The 23,877-nt window shown below is 67.7% G+C and carries 28 protein-coding genes; 16 read left to right on the plus strand and 12 right to left on the minus strand.

What is annotated here, in order from left to right:
* Positions 1–6: 6 nt before the first annotated feature.
* The 7 genes from C1927_RS12130 to moaA are packed head-to-tail and all read right to left on the minus strand — an operon-like array spanning position 7 to position 4,953.
* The gene (locus C1927_RS12130; RefSeq protein ID WP_079222089.1) at positions 7–375 is read right to left on the minus strand and encodes a hypothetical protein; all 369 of its coding nucleotides are present in this window, start codon (positions 373–375) and stop codon (positions 7–9) included.
* A complete protein-coding gene (locus C1927_RS12135) occupies positions 372–908 on the minus strand; it encodes a molybdenum cofactor guanylyltransferase (protein ID WP_079225246.1) in 537 nt (178 codons plus the stop codon). The genes C1927_RS12130 and C1927_RS12135 overlap by 4 nt, the downstream gene beginning before the upstream one ends.
* Positions 909–944: 36 nt before the next feature.
* A complete protein-coding gene (locus C1927_RS12140) occupies positions 945–1,439 on the minus strand; it encodes a molybdenum cofactor biosynthesis protein MoaE (protein ID WP_108746822.1) in 495 nt (164 codons plus the stop codon).
* 1 nt (position 1,440) lies between these two features.
* Positions 1,441–1,701, minus strand: a complete 261-nt coding sequence (locus C1927_RS12145) for a MoaD/ThiS family protein (protein ID WP_079222091.1) — start codon at positions 1,699–1,701, stop codon at positions 1,441–1,443.
* Positions 1,701–2,954 carry a gephyrin-like molybdotransferase Glp gene (glp, locus tag C1927_RS12150; RefSeq protein WP_108746823.1) on the minus strand — a complete coding sequence of 418 codons (1,254 nt, stop codon included), beginning with the start codon at positions 2,952–2,954 and terminating at the stop codon, positions 1,701–1,703. Before glp ends, C1927_RS12145 begins: the two co-directional genes overlap by 1 nt.
* A complete protein-coding gene (gene moaCB / locus C1927_RS12155) occupies positions 2,951–3,964 on the minus strand; it encodes a bifunctional molybdenum cofactor biosynthesis protein MoaC/MoaB (protein ID WP_079225248.1) in 1,014 nt (337 codons plus the stop codon). The genes glp and moaCB overlap by 4 nt, the downstream gene beginning before the upstream one ends.
* Before the next feature lie 8 nt (positions 3,965–3,972).
* Positions 3,973–4,953 carry a GTP 3',8-cyclase MoaA gene (gene moaA, locus C1927_RS12160; protein WP_108746824.1) on the minus strand — a complete coding sequence of 327 codons (981 nt, stop codon included), beginning with the start codon at positions 4,951–4,953 and terminating at the stop codon, positions 3,973–3,975.
* Positions 4,954–5,147: 194 nt separating this feature from the next.
* Here moaA and C1927_RS12165 point away from each other — a divergent pair, with 194 nt between their 5' ends.
* Entirely contained in the window at positions 5,148–5,552 is a 405-nt protein-coding gene (locus C1927_RS12165) for a ribonucleotide reductase subunit alpha (RefSeq protein WP_108746825.1), read from the plus strand.
* Here the strand turns inward: C1927_RS12165 and C1927_RS12170 are convergent.
* On the minus strand, positions 5,549–5,875 hold the full coding sequence (locus C1927_RS12170) for a hypothetical protein (RefSeq protein WP_079222095.1): 327 nt from the start codon (positions 5,873–5,875) through the stop codon (positions 5,549–5,551). The genes C1927_RS12165 and C1927_RS12170 overlap by 4 nt on opposite strands.
* A 204-nt stretch (positions 5,876–6,079) precedes the next feature.
* Here C1927_RS12170 and C1927_RS12175 point away from each other — a divergent pair, with 204 nt between their 5' ends.
* From C1927_RS12175 to C1927_RS12190, 4 genes are all read left to right on the plus strand, one after another.
* On the plus strand, positions 6,080–6,643 hold the full coding sequence (locus C1927_RS12175; RefSeq protein WP_159095355.1) for a hypothetical protein: 564 nt from the start codon (positions 6,080–6,082) through the stop codon (positions 6,641–6,643).
* A 48-nt stretch (positions 6,644–6,691) separates the two neighbouring features.
* The gene (locus C1927_RS12180; protein ID WP_108746827.1) at positions 6,692–7,945 is read left to right on the plus strand and encodes an ectonucleotide pyrophosphatase/phosphodiesterase; all 1,254 of its coding nucleotides are present in this window, start codon (positions 6,692–6,694) and stop codon (positions 7,943–7,945) included.
* Positions 7,946–8,073: 128 nt separating this feature from the next.
* The gene (locus tag C1927_RS12185; protein ID WP_108746828.1) at positions 8,074–8,883 is read left to right on the plus strand and encodes a trypsin-like serine protease; all 810 of its coding nucleotides are present in this window, start codon (positions 8,074–8,076) and stop codon (positions 8,881–8,883) included.
* Between the two features lie 140 nt (positions 8,884–9,023).
* Positions 9,024–9,605, plus strand: a complete 582-nt coding sequence (locus C1927_RS12190) for a nuclear transport factor 2 family protein (protein ID WP_254051472.1) — start codon at positions 9,024–9,026, stop codon at positions 9,603–9,605.
* Between the two features lie 61 nt (positions 9,606–9,666).
* Here the strand turns inward: C1927_RS12190 and C1927_RS12195 are convergent, their stop codons facing one another.
* The 3 genes from C1927_RS12195 to C1927_RS12205 all read right to left on the minus strand — a co-directional run bounded on the left by C1927_RS12195 (position 9,667) and on the right by C1927_RS12205 (position 11,392).
* Positions 9,667–10,311 carry a hypothetical protein gene (locus C1927_RS12195; protein WP_108746829.1) on the minus strand — a complete coding sequence of 215 codons (645 nt, stop codon included), beginning with the start codon at positions 10,309–10,311 and terminating at the stop codon, positions 9,667–9,669.
* A gap of 128 nt (positions 10,312–10,439) precedes the next feature.
* Positions 10,440–10,721, minus strand: coding sequence for a DUF1330 domain-containing protein (locus C1927_RS12200; RefSeq protein WP_108746830.1), 282 nt, complete (start codon positions 10,719–10,721; stop codon positions 10,440–10,442).
* On the minus strand, positions 10,721–11,392 hold the full coding sequence (locus C1927_RS12205; protein WP_108746831.1) for a GntR family transcriptional regulator: 672 nt from the start codon (positions 11,390–11,392) through the stop codon (positions 10,721–10,723). The genes C1927_RS12200 and C1927_RS12205 overlap by 1 nt, the downstream gene beginning before the upstream one ends.
* 285 nt (positions 11,393–11,677) lie before the next feature.
* On the opposite strand from C1927_RS12205, the gene C1927_RS12210 reads away from it, so the two are divergent.
* From C1927_RS12210 to C1927_RS12255, 10 genes are all read left to right on the plus strand, one after another.
* Positions 11,678–12,280: an amino acid synthesis family protein gene (locus C1927_RS12210; RefSeq protein ID WP_108746832.1), complete on the plus strand. Its 603-nt coding sequence runs from the start codon at positions 11,678–11,680 to the stop codon at positions 12,278–12,280.
* Positions 12,249–13,043: an alpha/beta fold hydrolase gene (locus C1927_RS12215; protein ID WP_079222103.1), complete on the plus strand. Its 795-nt coding sequence runs from the start codon at positions 12,249–12,251 to the stop codon at positions 13,041–13,043. Before C1927_RS12210 ends, C1927_RS12215 begins: the two co-directional genes overlap by 32 nt.
* 36 nt (positions 13,044–13,079) lie before the next feature.
* Positions 13,080–13,997, plus strand: a complete 918-nt coding sequence (locus C1927_RS12220) for a flavin reductase family protein (RefSeq protein WP_108746833.1) — start codon at positions 13,080–13,082, stop codon at positions 13,995–13,997.
* 1 nt (position 13,998) lies between these two features.
* Positions 13,999–15,042, plus strand: coding sequence for an LLM class flavin-dependent oxidoreductase (locus tag C1927_RS12225; RefSeq protein WP_079222105.1), 1,044 nt, complete (start codon positions 13,999–14,001; stop codon positions 15,040–15,042).
* A gap of 2 nt (positions 15,043–15,044) precedes the next feature.
* The gene (locus C1927_RS12230; protein ID WP_108746834.1) at positions 15,045–16,514 is read left to right on the plus strand and encodes an aldehyde dehydrogenase; all 1,470 of its coding nucleotides are present in this window, start codon (positions 15,045–15,047) and stop codon (positions 16,512–16,514) included.
* A 191-nt stretch (positions 16,515–16,705) separates the two neighbouring features.
* Positions 16,706–18,097: a cytosine permease gene (locus C1927_RS12235; RefSeq protein WP_079222107.1), complete on the plus strand. Its 1,392-nt coding sequence runs from the start codon at positions 16,706–16,708 to the stop codon at positions 18,095–18,097.
* Between the two features lie 57 nt (positions 18,098–18,154).
* Positions 18,155–19,612 carry an NAD-dependent succinate-semialdehyde dehydrogenase gene (locus tag C1927_RS12240; protein WP_108746835.1) on the plus strand — a complete coding sequence of 486 codons (1,458 nt, stop codon included), beginning with the start codon at positions 18,155–18,157 and terminating at the stop codon, positions 19,610–19,612.
* Positions 19,609–19,995 carry a 4-carboxymuconolactone decarboxylase gene (pcaC, locus tag C1927_RS12245; protein WP_079222109.1) on the plus strand — a complete coding sequence of 129 codons (387 nt, stop codon included), beginning with the start codon at positions 19,609–19,611 and terminating at the stop codon, positions 19,993–19,995. Before C1927_RS12240 ends, pcaC begins: the two co-directional genes overlap by 4 nt.
* 109 nt (positions 19,996–20,104) lie before the next feature.
* Entirely contained in the window at positions 20,105–21,343 is a 1,239-nt protein-coding gene (locus tag C1927_RS12250) for a hypothetical protein (RefSeq protein WP_108746836.1), read from the plus strand.
* Between the two features lie 111 nt (positions 21,344–21,454).
* Complete coding sequence (locus tag C1927_RS12255) at positions 21,455–22,081, plus strand: hypothetical protein (protein ID WP_108746837.1); 627 nt, start codon at positions 21,455–21,457, stop codon at positions 22,079–22,081.
* A 46-nt stretch (positions 22,082–22,127) separates the two neighbouring features.
* Here the strand turns inward: C1927_RS12255 and C1927_RS12260 are convergent, their stop codons facing one another.
* Positions 22,128–23,045, minus strand: coding sequence for a M14 family metallocarboxypeptidase (locus tag C1927_RS12260; protein ID WP_108746838.1), 918 nt, complete (start codon positions 23,043–23,045; stop codon positions 22,128–22,130).
* 170 nt (positions 23,046–23,215) lie between these two features.
* On the opposite strand from C1927_RS12260, the gene C1927_RS12265 reads away from it, so the two are divergent.
* Positions 23,216–23,869 (plus strand): DUF3348 family protein, encoded by a 654-nt coding sequence (locus tag C1927_RS12265; protein ID WP_108746839.1) that lies wholly within the window; start codon positions 23,216–23,218, stop codon positions 23,867–23,869.
* Positions 23,870–23,877 lie beyond the last annotated feature (8 nt).

The raw sequence follows: 23,877 nt of genomic DNA on the forward strand, positions 1-23,877 counted from the left end.
CAAATGTCAAACCGGTGACCCGGAACTGCTGCGGCGGCTCACGCCGCGCTGGCGCACGCTGTCGCGCACATCCACATCGAACTGCAGCTGCAGCGTGGTGCCGTCATCAAGGTACAGCGGGAAGGCCAGCCCGTCACGGCACGGCAGGCGCCCGGCCAGCGCTTCGACCGCCTCGCGCGGCAGTACCAGCCGGCAGTAGGTGCCACCGTCGAGCAGCACGGCCTGGTCGCCGCCATGCAGGGACACTGCCGTGCCCCAGCCCCCATTGCCGCCGAACCGGGTCAGGTTCTCGACCGATTCGCCGGCCAGCAGCCGGGCCAGTTCGGCCTCGTCCAGGCGTAGTCGCATGGCTTGATCCTGCAGCTGCACCTTCATGAGGCGACATCCTCCCATTGGGCGGGCGTGTTGCAGTTGACCAGGGCGCTTTCGTCGGCGTGGGCCAGGCGCACGGTGTGTGCGCCCAGGCGATGTTGCAGGGCCTGCAGGGAACGCGGGCCAAGGGGATCGTGGATCATGCTTTCAAGGACTGTACGGCTTTCATTGTCCACATTAAACAGCATTGGGAGCGGATGGCCGTCATAGATCGTGCAGCGGCCAGGATGGGCATCACGCAACTGCTGGAGCAGCCGGGGGGTGAGGCGTGGCGTATCCACCGGCACCACCCACGCCGGGCCGTCAGGCATCTGCAGGGCGACGCTGTACAGCCCGCCCAGCGGACCGCAGCGGGCCACCCGGTCGGGGATGCCATCAAACGCCGGGTAGTGGCCACTCACCCAGACCCGGTCCGCGCCTGCCAGCATCAGCAGGCCGCGCATGTGTTCCAGCAGCGTGCGCCCCTGCCAGGGCAGCATGGCCTTGTCGCGGCCCATGCGGCTGGACAGCCCGCCGGCCAGCACGATGCCGGCCATCGGCGCGTTCACCTGCGCGCTCCGGGCACGCGCCCATCACGGGTGGTGGGCGTGGTCATGGTCATGCACCGGGGTGTCGTCGGCGTGGCACAGGCTGCAACCCTCGGTCCACTCGCTGTCACCGTCCTGGTAATGCTCCTGCTTCCAGATCGGGCACTGGTGCTTGACCGCCTCGATCAGCTGCCGGCATGCACGGAAGGCTTCGTCACGGTGCGGGCTGCCTGCGGCCACCACCACCGCCACCTCGCCCACCGCCAGGCGGCCCTTGGCGTGGGCCACGTACAGCTTCAGCTTCGGCCCGTAGGCGGCCTGCACCTCGGCCGCCAGCCGCTGCACCTCGTTCAGCACCAGCGGCTCGAACAGGTCGTAGCTGATACCCAGCACCGGCCGGCCCTGGTTGAGGTCGCGCACCTTGCCGATGAATACGTCGATGCCGCCGAAACCGGGATCGGATACCGCCGCAATGCCTTCGCCCGGATCAATCGCCGCCTGTGCGCGGTCGACCACCTTCGCGATCGTGGGATGGCTCATCTCAACCCCCACTGACCGGTGGCAGGATCGCCACGCGGCCGTCGGCCGGCAGCGCATCGTGGTCGCGCAGCACCCGTTGCTGGTCGGCGAACGCCGAGTAGTCCAGCAGGCCGGCACGGAAATCCGGCCAGCGCACCGGCAGCAGCTCGCGCAGCGCCTGGCGCAGATCGGCAATGGTCGCCCCGGCAACGTCAACCGCGATCTCGCGGCTCGCATCCAGGTCGGAAAACGCACCAAACAACTGCAGGTTCACCTGTTTCATCATGATTCCTCGCTTACCAGCTGCACCGGTTCGTGGTGACCCCAGCCCTGCACCCGCACATAGGTCCCGGCCGGCGCGAGGTTGCCCTCGGCCTCCAGCACCACCCAGGCGTTGGCCCGCAGCATGGACATCAGGCGGAACGACTCCTGGCCGGACAGCACGCGCGCGCTCAACCGTCCCTGCGCGTCCACCTCCACCCGCGCACGGGCATGGAAGCGCAGGCCTTCGGGCTTGCGCACGTCGGCCTGCAGCGGCAGCTGCAGCGGCGTCTCCGGGGCCAGCCCCAACAGGCGGCGCAGCACCGGCTCGACGAAGAAGCGCTGTCCCACCGCGGCCGACACCGGGTTGCCCGGCAGGCCGAAATACAACGCGCCACCAGGCAGTACCGCGAACAGCAGCGGCTTGCCCGGGCGGATCGCCACCTTGTGGAAAATGATGCGGGCGCCGCGCTCACGCAGGGCGTCCGGCACGAAATCGTAGCGCCCGGCCGACACGGCACCGGTGCTGATCAGCAGCTGCGCCCCGGCGTCCAGCGCCTGGTCGAGCACAGCATTGAAGGCGGCCACCTCGTCGCCCACCGTGCCCTGCCAGACCACCTCGGCGCCGGCCGCCTGCAGGCGACCCACCAGGTAGGGCCGGTTGCTGTCACGGATCTGCCCGGACTGCAGCGACTGCGCGGCCTCGGTCACCAGTTCCTTGCCGGTGGCGATCACCGCAGCCTTCGGCCGCGCGACCACCGCCACCTCGCCGACGCCGATGGCGTGCAGCAGGGTGCGGGCGTTGATATCCAGTACGTCGCCGGCACGCAGCACGCGCTCGCCCTCGCTGACGTCCTGGCCGCGCAGGCGCACATGCTGGCCGGGGCTGACGTCCGCGCGCAGCGCGATCCGGGTCGGGCGGCCTTCGTGGCGCTGCAGGATCTCCACCTGCTCCACCGGCACCACCGTATCCAGGCCGGTCGGCATGCGCGCACCGGTCATGATTTCCCAGGCGCCCTCGCCGCCCACGGTGCCGTCATCGCCGGCGGCCTGCCAGCCCTGCACCGCAAATTCGGTACCACTGGCGAAGGGCGTGCCATCGGCGCGCAGCGCGAATCCATCCATCGCCGAGTTGTCGAACGGCGGCAGCGACTGTGCGCTGATGATGTCGCTGGCCAGGGTGCGCCCGCCCGCATCGTGCAGGCGCAGGCGTTCGGCCGGCAGCGCCGAGGCCGCCTCCAGCAGGTGCTGTAGTGCTTCGCTGTAGGCAATCATGCCGCGCCCCCCTGGCCGTGGCCACCGCCATCGACCATCGCCAGGGCATGCCCAAGTACCGGCGCCAGGATGTCCAGGCACTGTGCGGCGGCGCGCGGGCTGCCCGGCAGGGCAAACACCAGCAGGTTGCCCAGCTGCACCACTTCGGCCCGGCTCAGCCAGGCCATCGGCGTGTGCTGCGCACTCAGCGCGCGCACCATCTGCGCCAGCCCATGCACCGGGCGCGCGTCCAGCGAACGCAGCGCTTCCGGGGTCAGGTCGCGCGGGCCCAGGCCCGTACCGCCGGTGCATAGGCACAGGCGCACGCCACTGCCGGCCAGCGCGCGCAGGCGGCTGGCCAGCGGCTCGATGCCATCGGCCAGCACCTCGGCCGCCACCACCTCGCCGCCCAGCGCCTGCAGGCCCGCCACCAGCTTCGGGCCGGATGCATCGGCATAGGTGCCATCACTGGCCCGGTCGCTGAGGGTGATCACCGCGCACGCCGCGCCTTCCAAACCCTTCGGCGCACGTGGCTTGAAACGGGCGCGCTCGGCCTCGTCCATGCCATCGGGGTGCAGCCAGACGCCGCGCTTGCCGCCTTCCTTGAACAGCAGGCGGATGCCTTCGATGCGCAGCGCCGGTTCCACCGGCTTGCTCAGGTCGTACAGGGTCAGCAGGGCCGCGTTCACCCCTGCCAGCGCCTCCATTTCCACGCCGGTGCGCGCCTCGCTGGCGCACTCGCACCAGACGCGGATCGCCTGCCGTTCCGGCACTGGTGCGCAGAACACCTGCACCAGTTCCAGCGGCAGCGGGTGGCACAGCGGCATCAGCATCGACGCCATCTTCGCGCCCTGCAGGCCGGCAATCTCAGCCATCACCAGCGCATCGCCCTTGGGCAGGCGGCGCTCGACGATCAGCGGGTAGGCCACCGGCCCGGCATGCAGTTCGCCCACGGCCACCGCGCGGCGGCGGGTGATGCGTTTGTCGCGGACATCGGCCATGTGGAAGGCCGCGTTCAATTCCCCGGTCATGGTGTTGCTCATCCTCCGATCGAGGCCAGGTGCGGGGTCAGCCCGGTCTGGCCCTGGTGCAATCCGTGCCCGGCCGCTTTCAGGCCAAGCTGGGTGGTGATGCGTGCCAGCAGTGCGTCGTGGTCGTCGTCGCTCTGCAGCAACGGGCGCAGCGGCACGCCGAATTCGCCGAACAGGCACAGCCGCAGGTCGCCCTTGGCGGTCACCCGCAGGCGGTTGCAGCCCTTGCAGAAATCGCGCGAGTACGGCGCGATGATGCCCACCGTGCCGCGGTGCTGCGGGTGGCCGAACTCGCGCGCGGGGCCGGCATCGGCCGCACGCGGGCGCTCCTGCCAGCCAGCCGCCAGCAGCTGTTCGATCACCACGTCAGCGCGCAGGTGGTGGCGCTGGAAATAGGCTTCGTTGTCGCCGGTGCGCATCAGTTCGATGAAGCGCACGCTGAAGGGCCGCTCGCGCAGGTACTCCATCCACTGCGGCAGCTCGTCGTCGTTCAGCCCGCGCAGCAGCACCGCGTTGAGCTTGATCGACTGCAGGCCCAGTGCCTGGGCCAGGGCCAGGCCCTGCTCGATCTCCGGCAACCGGTCATGCCCGGTAATGGCGTGGAAGCGCTCGCGCTGCAGGCTGTCCATGCTCACGTTCAAGGCCGTGAGGCCGGCACGATGCCAGCCCGGCAGGCGCCGCGGCAGCAAGGTGCCGTTGGTGGTGATGGCCACCTTGCGGATGCCGGGCACCGCAGCCACGGTGCCGATGATCTGCTCCAGGTCCTTGCGCAGGCTCGGCTCGCCACCGGTCAGGCGGATCTTGCTCATGCCCAGCGCCGCAAACGCGCGCACCAGCCGGGCAATCTCGTCCACCTGCAGGAAGCGCGGCCTGCCCTCACCCTGGTAGCCATCGGGCAGGCAATAACTGCAACGGAAGTTGCAGGCTTCGGTCAGCGACAGGCGCAGGTATGGAAAGCTGCGCCCGAAACCGTCGGTGAGTTGGCTCATGGCTGGTCCACCTTGTTGCTCCACCGTCTTGCCTATACCCGGAATGGTCCGGATACCCTCGCCTGCTGGAACGATTGCCAGAGTACGCGGCGCGCTGTTCCTTGGGCATGACTTAAATCAATCGCCGCTGGCCCGGCGGCGCACGCGTTGTGGCAGCATGCGGCTTTCCGTGCAGCGGATGTGTGACAACCCTCATGATGATGAACGATTTCCAGCAACTCCTGCACGCCGCCGCTGAACAGGCCGAGCCGCAGCGCCTGCTGTTCGTGTTCGTGCGTGCCGACCTGCCCGAGTCGCCCACCACCGACCAGCGCGACCGGCACGACCGCCGCGAGGGCGGCACGCTGTCACCGGTGCTGTGCGTGGACAAGCTGCCTGCGGAGGTACCCAGCTTCCAGGCCCTGGCCGCCGAATCGACCACCACTGGCATCAACTGGGACCTGGTGTTCGTGGCCGCCATGGACGGGCGCGCCGGCTTTGCGCCCAACAGCGATGAAGCCGCCCGCCCGCTGCAGCTGATGGTCAATGCCATCCATGACGGCCAGATCGGCCGCTTCGCCGCCTTCGACCGCGCTGGCGAGCCGATCCAGTTCTACTAGGCCAGCAGCTGCAGGGTCAGGAAGAAGATCACCAGCACGGTGTTCAGCCCCCAGGCCACGGTCAGCCCGCGTGCGGCCACGCCCAGGTTGGGGGTGCGCGCGGTAGGCGCGGCCCGCCACACCGCCGGGATGATCCAGCCGGTATAGAGCAGCAGCGCGGCAAACAGGGCCAGCAGCAGCGTGGTGCGCTGGTTGGCCAGGGCCCACAGGGCTGCCGCCCACAGCAGATTGCTGGGAATGACCCCCTGCAGCCAGAACACGCTCCACAGGCGCGTGTGGCCGTGCGTGCCAGGCGAGGGGTGGAGGGACGCGCTTGCGGTCATAAGTCTCCCTTCTGTCCAGGAAGCAGGCCCGTCCAGCCTGCGCCCCGCCGCGGCCAGCGTCAACCGCCACCGCCCTGAAGTAGAGTCGAGCTTGCTCGACTACCTCGACTACCTCGACTCCACGACCATGCCCAGCACCCGCAACGGACTGCCTGCACCCGGCGTCGAACACGGCCTTCCAGCCCAATCAAGGAGTGACCGCTGATGCATCTGCTGCAACGAATGACAGCGCTGGGCCTGTTGGGCCTTGCCTGTGGCTGCACCCCGTCCGCGCCAGTGTCACCACCGACCGCCGCCAGCGAAGACCCGCTGGCCATCGAAGACAAGCCACCCAACGCCGAGGGCCAACCCATGCTGGATGATCTTGCCCGCGTGGCCCGCGACGCCGACCGCATCGTGGTCGTTGAACATTCCTCCCCGTATGACACCAACAACAGCAGCAACAGTGCCACGCCGCCCGCGGAGCGCAGGTACCGCGAAGCGGTGCTGACCGGCACTCGCAAGCAGCCGTTCCTGGCCACGCTGGAGGGCATCGACCCTTATGTGAGCGACTGGGTCACCGCCTGCATCTTCGAGCCCCATCACCGCTTCGAGTTCTACAAGGGGAAGAAGCGCACCCATACGCTGGAGGTCTGCTTCCAGTGCGACGAACTGCGGTGGGATGGCACCAGGAATCCGGTGCCGCAGGCGTTCTACGCGGGCCTGGAGCCCTTCATCGAAAGCCTCGGCATGCAGCCGGAACGCGATTGGCAGTCCCTGGCCCGGTAGAGGCCACATCCGTCCTAGACCTGTCATCGCACAGGGCTAGGATGGGCCATGAACATGCGCCTTGTCTGCGGCTCGATCGCCGCCCTCTTCCTGATGGCGTGCAGCACGCCATCGCCCCGCCAGACCTCTGCAACGCCCCCGACCACGGTTCAGCCGTCACCGCGCCTGCTGCTGGTCTCCATCGACGGCCTGCGCGCCGATGCCCTTGATCGCGGCCTGACCCCCAACATCCAGCGGATGATCGACGGTGGCGTGCGCGCACGCTGGATGACGCCGTCCTATCCGTCGCTGACCTTCCCCAACCACTACACCCTGGTCACCGGCCTGCGTCCCGGCCACCACGGCATCATCCACAACAGCATGCACGACCCTCAGCTGGGCGGTTTCGAGATCAGCAACCCGGCCGCCGTCACCGACGCGCGCTGGTGGGGCGGCGAGCCGATCTGGGTAAGCGCCGAGAAGGCCGGCGTACGCACGGCCACCTGGTCGTGGCCCGGCAGCGAGGCCGCCATCCAGGGCGTGCGGCCAAGCCAGTGGCAGGTCTATGACCGCTCCATCGCGCTGGAGGACCGCGTGCAGACCGTGCTGGGCTGGCTGGCGCAGACCGGCCCGCAGGCGCCGCGCCTGGCCACGCTGTACATGGAAAACGTCGACAAGGCCGGCCACACCTACGGGCCGGATTCGGCCGAGTACCGCCAGGCGATCCAGCGCGCCGATGCCATCGTCGGCCAGGTGCTGGAAGGGCTGGACGCACGAGGCCTGGCCACCGGCACCAACATCGTGCTGGTGTCCGACCACGGCATGGCCGAGCTGCCCGAGGGCCAGGTACTGGACACCGAGCGCATGGTCGACCCGGCCATTGCGGTGGCCACCAGCGTGGGCCAGCCGGTCGGTTTCCAGGCCATGCCCGGGCGCGAACGCGAGGCCGAACGGGCGCTGCTGGGCCGGCACGACCACTACCAGTGCTGGAAGCGCGCCGACCTGCCGCCGCGCTGGCAGTACGGCCAGCACCCACGCACGCCACCGATCATCTGCGAGATGGATGAAGGCTGGGATGCACTGACGCCCGGCATGCTGGCCCGCCACGCCCATGCGTACCGTGGCACCCACGGCTACGACAACACCCTGCCGTCGATGCGCGCGGTGTTCGTGGCCAGCGGGCCTTCGTTCGAGGCGGGCAGGACGCTGGATGGCTTCGACAACGTGGATGTCTATCCGCTGCTCGCCCGCCTGCTGGACGTGCCGGCGGCAGCCAACGATGGCAACCCGGCTACGTTCGACGCGGTGCTGCGCACGCACTGAGCTGGCCTTTCCGTCGCGGTTCCGCATGTGTTCGTCGCACGTGCGGGCCGCTTCATCGCATGCGGGTTCTCTGCGGGCCAGAACCGGGATACGGTGCGGATTGACCACGCACACGACTGCACCTGCCCATGCGCCGCTGGCTTCTTCTCGTACTCGCCACCCTGCCCTTCGCCGCTGGCGCCATCGTCATCCGCAGCGATGTGGATGACAGCGCCTACCGGATACCGCCGTCGGCCTTCCCGGCCCTGGCCGACCTGCCCGGCGAGGGCCATGGCGTGCTCATCGCACCGCGCTGGGTGGTGACCGCCGCGCACGCCGCGCCGATGGAGGGCATGGATGCCGAGGTGCGGATCAACGGTCAGGCCTACCGCGTCGAACGGGTGTTCGTGCATCCAGGCTACCGGCTCATGCCCGATGCCTTGGGCCAGGCGGCGCTGGCATCGGGCAACCCCGCCCCGATCCACGCCTTCCTCGCCGCCTCCGATGACATCGCGCTGATCCAGCTCGCCACGCCGGTCAGCGACGTTGCGCCGGTCCGCCTCTATCGCGGGCATGACGAAGCGGGCAGGATCGCCACGCTCGTGGGTAAAGGTGCCACAGGCAATGGCTTGACCGGGCTGGCGCCAGGTGCTCCTCACCGGGGTGAGCTGCGCCGCGCGGAAAACGTGGTGACCGGCGGCAACGACCGCTATCTCTGGTATCGCTTCGACGGCCCGGGCAGCAGCCTGCCGCTGGAAGGCGTGATAGGCAGCGGTGACAGCGGCGGCCCGTTGCTGATCCGCGACCCGCAGGGCTGGCAGCTGATCGGCCTGGGCTCATGGATCACGGCCGTACCCGAACATGCACTGGAAGCCGGCTATTACGGGCAGGTGGTGCACAACGTGCGCATCTCGCGCTACGCCGGCTGGATCGAGAGCGTGATGGACGGCGAACGGTGAATCACCGGGCGCGGGTCACCAGCCGTGGCCGCAGCCGCCTGTAGAGCCGAGCCATGCCCGGCTGCATTTCGCGCGGCGCTTGCGCAACGCCGCATGGTAGATTCTCCGGCGTGCCACGAGGCACCTGGGAACATGACGCCATGGATGACCGCACTCCCCGCTCCCCGATCAGCGGGCGCTCCCCTGCAAGGATCCTGCCGCGTCCAGCGGGGCTGATTCTCTGTGCAGGCCTGATCGCCGCCAGCCATGCCAGTGCGCAGCCGAGCACGCACGCGGAGGACGTCAAGGCCATCGAGCAGGTCCTGGAAACCTTCCGCACCGCACTGGTCAACAAGGACACGCCCACCTACATGAGCCTGTTCTTCTCGGACAAGCCTGAGGACATCGGCTGGCAGTTCGTTTCCGAGGACGTGCGCCTGCAGGACATCCGCAGGACCAAGCCCGACGCGATCAAGGCGCGGCAGATTCCCTCGAATAATTTCATCTCGCTTATCGACAATGCGGTTGCATCGTCCACGCCGAAGGAAGAAGTTTTCTCCAACCCCAGGATCGAAACCGATGGCGACGCCGCCTCGCTGACCTTCGATTACACGTTCCTGTCCGATGGCGTGAAGCAGAACTGGGGCAAGGAGATGTGGCAGCTCATCCGCACCGAACGGGGCTGGAAGATCTTCTCGGTGATCTATTCGGTACGTGACGAGCGCAGCCCGGCCGCCGAGTGACCTGTAGAGCCGAGCCATGCTCGGCTGCGGTCTGCGCGGAGCCGCCGAGCATGGCTCGGCCCTACAAACGCGCGCTTTCCAGCTGGTGGGTCAGCAGCCGGGTCAGGTTCCGGCGCGCGAAGTACCCCTGCAGCTGCGCGGCCTTGATGGTCCGCGCCTTCAATCGCGGCGTGCCGTCGGCGCCGTATTCGATGCGATAGCAGCGCGAGGCGCCACAGAGCTCGGCCTGGCTGGCGGTGACGATGACCACGGTCACTTCCAGGCTGGTGAAGGCGTTGCCGGTCTTGATGTCCGGGTTCTCCGTACCGGCGCGGTCGATGAGCGTGCGGAACCGGCCCAGGTCGCGCTCACCGCCGCTGCTGAGCGGGCCGACGTTGGTGGCACGGCGGATGTCCTCGTCCTCGCTGGGCGCGCCCTTGCTCCAGTGCTCGGTGCGCTCGGGGATGACCGCGCGCACCACGGTGCCGTCGGGCTCGATCAGATCGATCACCACGTCCAGCAGGTACACCGGCTCCAGGCCCAGGTTGGTCACGAAACAGTGCGCGTCCAGGTTGCGGCCGGCACCGGAGGTGATGAGGATCGACGGGCGCTGCTGGCGGCGGTAGCTGCGCAGGAAGAAATTGAGGTAGACCACCCATATCAGGGCGGTCACGCAGGTCATCACTGCCGTCAGCAGCGGCGCGAAATGGAGCAGGTTCTGCAGCATCCTCGGCGGAACTCGTGGGCGTGGGGCGGCCCATGGTCGCGGTTGGCGTGCTTGTGGGTTGTGAAGTCTTCGATTTCGACGGGACGCGGGGGGCATCCACGCATGGCGTGGATCTACCAGAGCTGTGGTCAGCCTTCGACGATCACCACACTGGCGATGCAGTGCCCTTCGCGCTTGGCCTTGGCCTGCTGGTACTCCGGTGAGGCATAGCAGGCCTGGGCGGTTTCCAGGTCGGCAAATTCGATCACCACATGGCGGTCGGGCAGATCGCCTTCCAGCACCACCGAGCGGCCACCACGGGCCAGGAACTTCGCGCCGTACTTCGCAAACGCGGCCGGTGCAAGCGCGGTGTAACCGCTGTACTTGTCGGCATCCAGCACCTGCACGTGGGCAATCCAGTAAGCGGCCATCACTTCTGCTCCTGTTCGAGCAAGGCATGGGCAATCGCCTCGGCCTCGCCGATGTGTTCGGCCACGCGCTGCCGCGCCAGCGCTTCGTCGCGCTGCACGCAGATCGCATCGCAGATGGCCTTGATGCGTTCAAAGCCGGTTTTCTCGCGGTCCACGTGGGTCAGGGTCATCGCGCGCAGGCGGCTGATGCGGCCATTGAGGCGCTGCACGATTTCCCAGGCGATGTGGTTGTTGCCGGCACGGAAGATGGTTTCGTACAGCGTGGAGGAAGCTTCCAGCACCGGCGCGATATCCGGCGTGCCATACGACGTGCGCAGGGTTTCCAGCGCCTTCTGGATCTGCGCGGCGGTGTCGTCGGTGAGGTTGCGCACGCAGTCGGCCACGGCGCTCTGCTCCAGCACCAGGCGGATGCGGTAGACCTGGCTGGCCACGTCCCAGTTCAGCACGGCCACGATCGGGCCCTTCTGCGGCAGCACTTCCACCAGGCCCTCGGCCTGCAGGTAGCGGATCACTTCGCGCACCACCGTGCGGCTGACACCCAGCTGCTCGCACAGGGTGCGCTCGACCAGTCGCGCACCGGACGGGAAATAGCCGGTGATGATCGCGTTGCGCAGCTTTTCCAGGCACTTCTCGCGCAGGGTGACCGGCGAGTGGTCGATTCTCAGGTTCATCGTGTTTCGCAATCCCTTTAGGTGGCAGCCACGCGGTGGCGGGCGTGCTGCCGGTAGCTCGTGTACGTCCACGCTATTCAACCACGGATCATGAATAGCGCACCCCGGCAGGCCGCCTCGTCCCCGTCGCACCACCCTCGCCTGCGACTTTCGTCGCGGGAGAAAAATGAATGCGCATAGACATATTGCAAGCCGATTTTGGAGCGTGATACCGTCGCTGCCAATGGTATACCAACATACCGTACACCACCATTGTGACCGCCAGCGGCGGCGAGGAAGGACCAGATGAGCCTGATACGAAAGACCGTTCTCCACGTGGAGAACGTGCATGTGGACGGGGGCCGCGACGCTGCCACGCCGCTGAAGATGGTGGCCGCCGCGGCCGTGATCCGTAACCCGTGGGCCGGCCGTGGCTACGTCGAGGACCTGTCGCCGGAGATCCGGGCGCTGGGCCCGCAGCTGAGCCAGCACCTGACCGACCTCATCCTGGGCGAGGTCGGTTCCGGCGATGCGGTCGAGGCCTTCGGCAAGAGCGCGGTGGTCGGCCTGGACGGCGAGCTGGAACACGCCTCGGCGCTGATCCACACCCTGCATTTCGGCAACATCTACCGCAACGCGGTGCGCGCCAAGTCCTACCTGGCCTTCACCAACACCCGCGGCCCGGCCAATGCGCCGATCGTGCTGCCGATGATGGACAAGAACGATGAAGGCCGCCGTTCGCACTACCTGACCGTGCAGTTCGCCATTGCCGATGCCCCGGCTGCCGATGAGCTGGTGGTCGTGCTGGGCGCAGCCACCGCCGCCCGCCCGCACCACCGCATCGGTGACCGCTACCAGGACCTGAAAGAGCTCGGCCATGACGTCTCGAACCCTGCCGCTGTCAAGTAACCAACAGGCGCACTGCCTGGACCAGGGTGCGGGAGAGCCCCTGGTCCTGATCCACGGCGTCGGCATGCAGGCCGCCGCCTGGGGTCCGCAGATCGCCGCCTTCGCCCAGCAGTACCGGGTCATCGCGGTGGACATGCCCGGCCACGGCCAGAGCACGCGCCTGCCAGGCGAGCCCGGGCTGACCGACTACGTGGCGTGGATGGTGGAGTTCATCAGCGCCCTGCAGCTGGGCCCGGTCAACCTGGCCGGGCACTCGATGGGCGCCCTGATCGCCGCCGGCGTGGCCATCGAGCGGCCGGACCTGGTGCGCCGCCTGGCCGTCATCAATGGCGTGCACCTGCGTACCGATGCCGCCCGCCACGCGGTGGTGACCCGTTCGGATGAACTGGCCACTGGCCGGGTGGACGTGGAAACCCCGTTGCAGCGCTGGTTCGACGAAGGCACCACCGAGGCGTCACTGGTGGAGGACGTGCGCTCGTGGCTGGAGAACGTGGATGTGCAGGGCTATGCCGATGCCTACCGCGCCTTCGCACGGGGCGATGTGACCTACGCCGAACGCTGGTCGGAAGTGGGCTGCCCTGCCCTGGCACTGACCGGCGCGGAAGATGCCAACTCGACGCCGGCCATGGCCCTGTCGATGGCGGCGCTGGCACGCAACGGCAAGGCCGTGGTCATTCCGCACGAACGCCACATGGTCAACCTGACCGCCCCCGCCAAGGTCAACGCGGCGCTGGCGGAATGGCTGGGCACCACAACGAACTAGCAGCACACATTCCAGGCCATCGGTTGGAGGGAACATATGGCTATCGATCCAAAAGAGCTGAGGGAAGCCTTCGGCTCGTTCATGACCGGCGTCACCATCGTGACGTCCACCACCGCAGACGGTGAACCGATTGGTTTCACCGCGAACTCGTTCGCTTCGGTGTCGCTCGATCCGCCGCTGTTGCTGGTCAGCATCGCCAACGCATCGGGCAACTACGACAACTTCGTGGGCGCCAAGCGCTTTGCCATCAACATTCTGTCCGAGGCACAGACCGACGCATCCAATACCTTTGCCCGGCGCAATCCGGATCGGTTTGCCGCGGTGTCATGGACCAACAGCGCTCTCGGAAGCCCGATCCTGGATGCGGTCAGTGCGTGGTTCGACTGCACCATGCACACGGTGGTGGAGGCCGGTGACCATGCCGTCCTGATCGGGCAGGTGGAGCACTTCCACACGGCCGGCCTGCCCGGGCTGGGCTACTACCGTGGTGGCTACTTCACCCCCGCCAAGGTGGCCACCGAGGTCATGACCGATACCAAGGGTCTGATCAGCGCGATCATCGCCCACGACGACAGCCTGCTGCTGGTGCCAGCACCGGAAGGCGGCTGGGCCTTGCCCACCGTCGAGATCGGCAACGAGGGTGCAGACAACGCATTGGAACGCATCTTTGCCCGGCATCAGCCCGGTGCCTCGCCGAGCTTCGTGTACTCCGTCTATACGGACACCGACACACACCGGCAGTTCGTCACGTTCCTGTGCAGCACCCCCGAAGCGAGCGCGCGCGATGGGCAGTACGTGGCGCTGGCCGACGTGCCGACACTGGACATCGCCGATGCAGCGGTCAAGAGCATGCTGCAGCGCTACTGCCGCGAGAGCGCACTGAAGACCTACGGCACCTATTACGGCAACCACACCTGCGGTGTGGTCAAAGAACTGATTGGAAGGGAGAGTTGAAATGCGGTTTTCTTTGTTCATCCATATGGAACGCGTCTCGGACCAGCAGTCGCAGAAGCAGCTGTACGACGAGATGATCGAGCTGTGCCAGATCGCCGACGAAGGTGGCATGCACGCCATCTGGACCGGCGAGCACCACGGCATGAACTTCACCATCGCGCCGAACCCGCTGCTCAACCTGGCCGACATCGCCAACAAGACGAAGAACGTGCGCCTGGGCACCGGCACCGTGGTGGCCCCGTTCTGGCACCCGATCAAGCTGGCCGGCGAAGCGGCGATGACCGACATCATCTCCAACGGCCGCCTCGACCTGGGGATCGCCCGTGGCGCCTATTCGTTCGAGTACGAGCGCATGGTGCCGGGGATGGATGCCTGGGGCGCCGGCCAGCGCATGCGCGAACTGATCCCGGCCATCAAGGGCCTGTGGAAGGGCGACTATGCCCATGAGGGCGAATTCTGGTCCTTCCCCAGCACCACCTCCGCGCCGCTGCCGCTGCAGCAGCCGCACCCGCCGATCTGGGTGGCTGCGCGCGATCCCAACAGTCACGAATTCGCCGTGCAGAATGGCTGCAACGTGCAGGTCACCCCGCTGCACTTCGGCGATGACGAAGTACAGAAGCTGATCGGCCACTTCAACGCGGCCTGCGAGAAGTTCAGCGACGTGCCGCGCCCGAAGATCATGCTGCTGCGCCACACCTACGTGGCCGACTCGGAAGCCGATGCACAGGTCGCTGCCGATGAGATCAACGTGTTCTACAACTACTTCGGCGCGTGGTTCAAGAACGAACGCCCGATCAGCCAGGGCCTGATCGCCAAGCTGAGCGATGAGGAGATTGCCGCCCACCCGATGTACTCGGCCCAGGCGATGCGCAGCAACAACGTGATCGGTCCGGCCGAGGAAGTCATCGCGCGCCTGAAGGCCTACGAGGCCATGGGCTTTGACGAGTACTCGTTCTGGATCGACACCGGCATGTCCTTCGAGCGCAAGAAGGCCTCGCTGTTGCGTATGATCAACGACGTCATGCCCGCCTTCGCCCAGGAATGACCATGGACAGCCCGTTCGAGCTCTACATCGACGGCCGTTTCGAAGCCGGTGCCGGTACGTTCGACAGCATCGACCCGGCCACCGGCACGCCATGGGCGACCATGCCCGAGGCGCGCCGCGAGCAGGTGGAACGCGCGGTCGAGGCCGCCGACCGTGCCCTGCGCGATCCGGCCTGGGCCACCCTGACCGCCTCCCAGCGCAGCAAGCTGCTGTACCGGCTGGCCGACCTGCTGGAACAGGCGGCGCCGGAACTGGCGGCCATCGAGACCCGCGACACCGGCAAGATCATCCGCGAAACCCGTGGCCAGATTGCCTACATCGCCGAGTACTACCGCTATTACGCCGGCATCGCCGACAAGATCGAAGGCAGCTTCGTGCCGGTCGACAAGCCGGACATGCAGGTGTGGATCAGCCGCGAGCCGATCGGCGTGGTGGCGGCCATCGTGCCCTGGAACAGCCAGCTGTTCCTGTCGGCGGTGAAGCTGGGCCCGGCCCTGGCCGCGGGTTGCACGGTGGTGCTGAAAGCTTCAGAAGAAGCGCCCGGCCCGCTGCTGGCGTTTGCCCGGCTGCTGCACCAGGCCGGCTTCCCGCCGGGCGTGGTCAACGTCATCACCGGCTTCGGCCCCGAGTGCGGCGCCGTGCTGAGCAGCCACCCGAAGGTGGCGCAGGTCGCCTTCACCGGCGGCCCGGCCACCGCGCGCCACATCGTGGCCAACACCACCGGCAACCTGGCCCGCGTCTCGCTGGAACTGGGTGGGAAATCGCCGTTCATCGTGTTCGACGATGCCGACCTGGACAGCGCGGTGAACGCACAACTGGCAGCGATCTTCGCGGCCAGCGGGCAGAGCTGCGTGGCCGGTTCGCGCCTGCTGGTACAGGCGGGCATCAAGGATGCCTTCCTTGCGCGACTGCTGGAGAAAGTGGCGGCCATCCGCATCGGCGCCCCGGACGACGCGGCCACCGAGTTCGGCCCACTGTGCACCGAGCGCCAGCGCCAGAACATCGAAGCGGTGCTGGCCGCATCGGTTGCCCAGGGCGCCCGCGTGCTCTGCGGCGGTACCCGCGGCGATCGCGCCGGCATCTACTTCCCGCCCACCATCGTCGACTGCAGCGCGTCACCGCAGGCCGACAGCATCACCACCGAACTGTTCGGCCCGGTGCTGTCGGTGGATGTGTTCGACGATGAAGCCCAAGCGATCAGCAAGGCCAACAGCACCGCCTTCGGCCTGGCTGCCGGCATCTTCACCCGCAACCTGACGCGCGCGCACCGGCTGAGCCGGGCAATCCGTTCGGGCGTGGTCTGGATCAATACCTATCGCGCGATTTCACCGCTGGCGCCATTCGGTGGATTCGGTCTTTCGGGCCATGGACGGGAAGGCGGCGCAGCGGCCGCCCTGGAATACACCACGACCAAGACGGTGTGGCTGCGTACGTCCGATGTCCCCATGGATGACCCGTTCGTGATGCGCTAGGCCCGCGCCCGGCACCCACACCCGTTCCCGCCTCCGGCCCGCGCGCCCTCGCCTCCCCCCCCCCTCGATGGGCGAGGTCGCGCAGCCCGGTTCCATGACCGGATCGTTCCTGCGCCCCTGCACAGCCGGGCGCGCGCGACCGATCCCGACGCACGCCTGCCGGGCGACCGGCAGGCCAAGGAAATCCGCCCATGAGCAATGCAAGCAAGCAGGATGGCGCTTTCTCCATCGAGGGCCACTCCATCGGCTACATCCCCGAGCAGGAACGCCACGGCAACCCCCGTGACCTGTTCACCCTGTGGTTCTGTACCAACATCGCCCCGCTGGCGGTCATCACCGGCGCGATGTCGGTGCTGACGTTCAAGCTGGACATCGCCAGTGCGCTGCTGGCCATCGTCACCGGCCATATGTTCGGCGCCGCGATCCTCGCCCTTGCCTCGGCCCAGGGGCCGCTGGCCGGCATCCCGCAGATGATCCAGAGCCGCGCGCAGTTCGGCCGCTTCGGCTCGCTGCTGGTCGTGGGTTTCACCACGCTGATCTACCTGGGCTACTTCATCTCCAACATCATCCTGTCCGGCAAGACCCTGCACACGGTCATCCCGGCGGTGCCGCTGCCGCTGGCCACCATCATCGGTGCGGCGCTGGCCACGGCCATCGGCATCATCGGCTACAACTTCATCCACGGCTTCAACCGCATCGGCATCTGGTTCATGGGTGGCGCGCTGGCCATCGGCCTGGCCATCATGGTGCCGCGCCTGGGCGCCGAAGCCTTCAGCCATGGCAGCTTCTCGCCCGCCGGCTGGTTCTCGATGTTCGGTATCTGCTGCGTCTGGCAGATCAGCTTCTCGCCCTATACCTCGGATTATTCGCGTGCGCTGCCGCGCAGCGTGGGCGTGTTCCGGCCCTTCATCTACACCTACCTGGGCGCTGCACTGGGCCCCATCCTGGCCTTCACCTTCGGCATGCTGGCGGTCAGCGGTGGCCAGCAGACCGATGCGATGGAAGCGGTACGCCTGCACACCGGCTGGTTCGGCTACGTGCTGATGGTGCTGTTCCTGGTCAACATCATCGGCCACAACGCGATGAACCTGTACGGCGCGGTGCTGTCCTGCGTCACCTCGCTGCAGACGTTCTCGCCCGCGTGGACGCCGGCACGGCTGGCCCGCATCACGCTGTCGTGCGCCCTGCTGGTGGCGTCCACGCTGTGCGCACTGTGGGCGTCGGCCAACTTCATCGAGATCTTCATCAACGCGGTGTTCGCGCTGCTGTTCATCCTGGCGCCGTGGGTGTCGATCAACCTGCTGGACTTCTACGTGGTGAACGGCGGGCGCTACGACATCGCCTCGATCTTCGCCCGCGATGGGGGCCGCTATGGCCTGTTCAATGGCCGTGCCCTGCTGGCCTACCTGCTGGGCGCCATCGCCCAGGTGCCCTTCATCAGCAACGCGTTCTTCCAGGGCGCGTGGGCGCAGTTGTTCGGTGGCGTCGATGTGTCCTGGGTGATCGGCCTGCTGGTCAGCGCCCTCGCCTACTACCTGCTGGCCGTGCGTGCGCCCCAGGGCGCCAGTGTCGCGGCCACCTGAACCCCCAACGGCGCGGGTACCCCGGTGCCCGCGCGCGACACGAACCACGAGGTATGCATGAACGTTGAAACGTCCGCGCTGTTCCACCAGCGTGCGCTGGTAGCTGGGCAATGGATCACCGCCGATAGCGGTGAGGTGGATGAAATCCTCGATCCGGCGACCCAGCAGGTGCTGGGCACGGTGCCGCGCCTGGGCCGTGCCGAAACCGAGCGCGCGATCGCGGCAGCGAGCGCCGGCTGGGCCGACTGGCGTGCCACCACGGCCGAGCATCGCTCGCGCGTGCTGAAGGCCTGGCACCGCCTGCTGATCGAAAACACCGAAACACTTGCGCGCCTGCTGACCGCCGAACAGGGCAAGCCGCTGGCCGAAGCCCGCGCGGAGATCGTCTACGCCGCCAGCTTCGTCGAATGGTTCGCCGAGGAAGCCAAGCGCGTCTACGGTGACATCATTCCCAGCCCCTACCCCGATGCGCGGATCATGGTGACGCGCCAGCCGATCGGCATCGTGGCGGCGGTGACGCCGTGGAATTTCCCCGCCGCAATGATCACCCGCAAGGTGGCCCCGGCACTGGCCGCCGGCTGCCCATGCATCGTCAAGCCGGCGGCAGAAACGCCGTTCACCGCGCTGGCGATGGCCGACCTGGCCTTGCAGGCTGGCGTGCCCGCGGCGATGTTCAGCGTGGTCACGGGCCATGCCGCGTCCATCGGTGATGCGTTCTTCGACAGCGAAGAAGTGCGCAAATTCACCTTCACCGGCTCCACGCCGGTCGGCCGCATGCTGTACGGCAAGGCCGCGAAGACAGTAAAAAAGGTGTCGCTGGAGCTGGGCGGCAACGCGCCGTTCATCGTGTTCGAGGATGCCGATCTCGAAGCGGCGGTTGATGGCGCGATGCTGGCCAAGTTCCGCAACGCCGGCCAGACCTGCGTCTGCGTCAACCGCTTCCTGGTCCACGACGCCATCCACGATGCCTTCGTCGAGGCGCTGCGTGCACGCATCGCCGCGTTGAAGGTGGGCGCGGGCGAGGCCGAGGGCACGCAGATCGGCCCGCTGATCAACACCGCCGCAGTGGCCAAGGTGCAGTCGCACGTGGACGATGCGGTGGCCAAGGGCGGGCGCGTGCTGCTGGGCGGCGCCGTCGGCGCGCAGGGCGAGTGCTTCTACCAGCCGAGCCTGCTGGTCGATGCCACCGCAGAGATGCAGGTGGCGACCGACGAAACCTTCGGCCCGCTGGCTGCCGTGTTCCGCTTCCACGATGAGGCCGAGGCCGTGCGCCTGGCCAACGCCACCGATTCCGGGCTGGCCGCGTACTGCTACACCCGCGACCTCGGCCGCGCCTGGCGCATGAGCGAACGGCTGGACTACGGCATGGTCGGCATCAACCGCGCCGCCATCTCCAATGAAGTGGCGCCGTTTGGCGGCATCAAGCAGTCCGGGCTGGGGCGCGAGGGTTCGCGCTACGGCATCGAGGATTTCCTGGACATCAAGTACACCCTGTTCGGAGGCATCAGCGCATGAGCGATTCCCGCTTCGAGAAAGGCCTGCAGATCCGCCGCCACGTGCTGGGTGACGAATATGTGGATCGCGCCCTGGCGCAGGCCGATGCCTTCAGCCAGCCGCTGCAGGAACTGGTGACCGAGTACTGCTGGGGCACGGTGTGGGCGCGCAGCGACCTGGCGCTGGCCGAGCGCAGCCTGATCAACCTGGCGATGATTTCCGCGTTGAACCGGCCACACGAGCTGAAGATCCACGTCAAGGGCGCACTGCGCAACGGCGTCAGCCGCGAGAAGATCCGCGAGGTGCTGCTGCAGGTGGCGATCTACTGCGGCGTACCCGCTGCGGTCGACAGTTTCCGCGTGGCCCGCGAGGCCATCGCCGAGTTCGATGCCACCGAGACGTAAGCCCCAACCACCCCTCTCCATCGTTGCGCCCTGCCCGTGCCTTGCGGCGCGGTGGGCGCCCTGTTGCCCGAGGGTCCACTTTCCTGCTGTTCCTGCCTGGGAACCTGCCATGCATCCTGCGTTCCGTTTCGTCCGTTCGCCTCTTGTCCTGGCCCTGTGCCTGGCGTGTGCCTCGCTTGCACATGCCGATGCCCCCACCGAGGCCGTCGATACGCCTGCACCGGCACACACCGGCTGGACACTTGGCGGTGTCCTGCGCGGCCGCTGGGATGTGCGCTTCAACGACGCACACGGCGATGGCACCCGCCGCACCTCCAACCACCTGTCCTTCGACACGCTCATCCTGAAGGCCGACTATGACGGCAAGGACTATTTCGCCTCGGCCCAGTACCGCTTCTACGGCGGCAGCGTGCTGTACTCGCATGCGGGGGGCTACCGCAACTACCCCGGCGAAGTGAGCTTCCCGCTGCAGGCGTACGCCGGGCGCCGCTTCGCCAATGGCGACCGCGTGGCGGTGGGCCTGCAGCCGGTGGTGCTGGACGAGCAGTACTGGGGCGCGCAGGTGCTCGGCAGCATCGGCTTCGTGGTCGGCCTGGAAGAGGTGTACGCACCGGGCATCACCTACCGCCACGACGGCGAGGGCTACCGCCTGGCCGCCGGCTATTACCCCACGTCCACGCCGGATGGCAAGGGCATCAGCCGCGATGGGGCGCGCTACTCCACGGCCTTCGTGCAGGGCGACAGCTACGTGCCCAACGGCACCCGCACCTCGGAACGCGACCTGGTGGCGGCCACGCTCGACTGGGATCTGTACAGGCACGATGACATCACGGTCTCGGCCGCCGTCTCGGGCCTTTACTCCCGGCTGCAGGATGAAAGCGGGACGCCGCAGGGTGACGGTGAGCGCCGCGCGCTGGCGGCGAGCATCAAGGTGGGCAACGGCAGCTGGCGCGGCAAGCTGCTGGTGGCACGGCAGGACATCAGCCTGCCTGCAGCGCGCGATACGCACGTGATCACCGTGGGCGGTTTCGATGCGTCGTACAACATCGCCACGAAGGGCACAGTGGTGTTCGCCGAAGTGGGTCGCCCGGTGACACTGGGCGGGCAGGACGTCGATCTGTACGCCAGCCTGTCACGCTTCATCAAGGACGAAGCCGACTTCAAGGACAGCCAGCGCCTGACCCTGGGCGGCGCATGGACGCATGGCCGCCTGCGCGTATCCAGCGAGCTGCTGGTTGGCCGCAATGATCCGTTCGTGGGTGCCGGGCAGTACATCAGCGGCGCCGCAGAGGGCGGTGATGACCGCTACAAGACCTCGCTGTTCACGGTCATCGGCTACCGGTTCTGAGGCAATCGAACATCCACGCATGGCGTGGATCTACTGCGCGGCCGGGTATGGCCCTTGTTGCGGCGGAACACTGCACCTACCATCGGACCGCCCTTTCCCTTTCCCACCCCGATGACGACCTTCGCCGAACTCAACGCTGCCCAGCTGGCCACCCACGCCCTCAACATCTTCATCGCCGAGGGCCGCCACATCGAAGGCGCGCGCGTGATCTACCGTGCGCTGCAGCTCGACCCGCATGAACCCGATGCGCTGCGCAGCCTCAGCGATTTCCACGCCAACTCCGGCACCGAAGCCTTTTCGGCCGCCACCATGGAGTACGCCCTGTCCGGCGCGGTCGATCTGAGCACGGAAGAACGCCAGAAGCTGGAAGCGCTGCATTTCCTCGATATCTGGACCTGGGGCTTCGCCCGCCACAGCTCGGGTGAAGCACAGCTGAGTGCAGAGGCGTTCAAGAACCGCGATGACTTCGACGTCGATCACGCCGCCTACGCGGCCTTCCTCGGCACCATCGTCGAGCCGGCAGGATCGCCGCAGGCTGCTTTCCAGGCCGCGCACCGCCTGTCGGGCCTGATGGCGGGCTTCCTGCAGCACGCCAGCAATGACAACCCGGACCTGGACACCGTGCTGCGCGGCGAAGGTTTCGTCGAAACCCCCGCGTACGCGCAGTGGCTGCAGTCGTCCACCGATGACCTGGATGCACTGGACAAGGCCATCCAGGAGCAGCGCCAGAAGGGATGATCCGCAGCGCCGGCAGGTTGGTCGCCGGGCATGGCCCGGCGCTACCTCATTGCGCCAGTGCGTAATCCAGGCCCGCGCACACTGCTGCCACCTGGGCGTCGTTGCATTCCTGCGGGTTGGTGCGCGGGCTGTCCGGGTACACCTCGGTGGTGGTGGCATAGCGCGCGTCGGTGAAACCGGCGCATGCGCCGATCGAGCGCGACTCGCCCCAGACCACGCCCGGCGACTGCAGCGGCAGGCCCACCAGGTTGCCCTCGGCATCGGCCGGGGCGATATGGGTGATCGGGGCCACGGCCTCGATCAGTGCCTTCTGGAAGCCGTGCTGCGGATCCTCGCTGTTGCCGATCACGTAGAAGCCATCGGGGATGGTGTCACGCTCGAACGGCTTGCCGTCGCGGGCACAGCGTGCCGGATCGAACTCGTGCAGGTCGCTGTCGGTGGTCTCGTGCAGGTCCAGGTGCACACGGATGTCCGCCTTGCGCTCGGCCACCCAGCGCATCAGCGAGGCGGCTTCCTCGATCAGGCCCCCGTCACGGAAGCTGCGGTTGGGGTCGATCGCATTCGGGTTCCAGCGCTGGATGCGCTCGTAGCCCCACGGGCTGACGCACGGCGCCACGATCAGGTTCATCCGGCCCAGGTAGCGCTCGGCCTGCTGCTCGAGAAACTGCAGCGCACCGTGCACGCCGCTGGTTTCATAGCCGTGCACGCCGCCGGTGACCAGGGCGGTCGGCAGCGCCGGGTTCCAGCCGTGGTTGACCACGGCAAACAGCGGGTAATGATCCGGCGCATAGTCGAGCTGGCCGTACTGGATCACGTCGAAACCGTCGTCCAGGCGCTCAAGCGCTGCCACCACGTCGTCGTGGTAGCTGCGCTGGCGTTGCTGGGCGGCCCGCCACTGTGCGCGTTCAGCATCGCCCCAGGGCTGGCCGGGGGTACCGATGGGATAGAACGGCGCGAGGGTCATGCAGAAGCTCCAGAGGGTCCAGTTGCGTTAGTGCAGCCGACCATTCTAAGCCGTCTGCCGGCGCGGGCCGAGACCCTCCCCGTGCCTGACCACGGGGGATGGCCCGGCCCCTTCATCCAGCGGCGGTCATCTGGTTGTAAAATCAACGGTTTTTGGCCCCTGGCTACTTGATGGCGAACGCCGCGCAGCCGGTCCTCGGTGGACCGGACTTCCTCCGCCTGCTTGCCCGTCTCAGCGACGGTGCGATGCCGGCCAGCAGTCCCGCCCTGACCGATCGCCTCGGCCAGTGGGTGGACTGGAGCCGTGCCGTGGCCCTGTCCGGGGCGCTGGACGGCCGCCTGCCCGAGCCGGGCGAGGCCGCCGAGGCGGTGGACGACCTGCTGGCCGACTGCGCGCAGGCCGAGTCCAGCCTGCTGGCCTCCATCGGCGAGGATGCCGAGGCCGAGCGCCTGCTGGACCTGGCCGAGGCCGCCGCACACCCCAACTTCGCGTCGCTGCGCCAGCGCTACCGCGTGTTGCAGCAGGCCATCCAGACCGCCACCGGGCGCCTGCGCGGCCGCCTGCGCGACCAGCTGGTGCAGGCCTCGCCCGAACTGGCGCGGCTGGCCGAGGTCGATGCGGTGATGGAACAGACCCTGACCCCGCGCGAGCACAGCCTGCTGGCGACGGTGCCCACGGTGCTGGGCGCCCGTTTCGAACGCGTGCACGGCCAGCCCGGCTGGCGCGCGGCATTCCGCAATGACATGCGCAGCCTGCTGCTGGCCGAGCTCGAACTGCGTTTCCACCCGATCCATGGGCTGCTTGCAGCCCTGCGCTCCCACTGACCGGAACA

Source organism: Stenotrophomonas sp. ZAC14D1_NAIMI4_1 (genome assembly GCF_003086775.1).
Lineage (GTDB): Bacteria > Pseudomonadota > Gammaproteobacteria > Xanthomonadales > Xanthomonadaceae > Stenotrophomonas.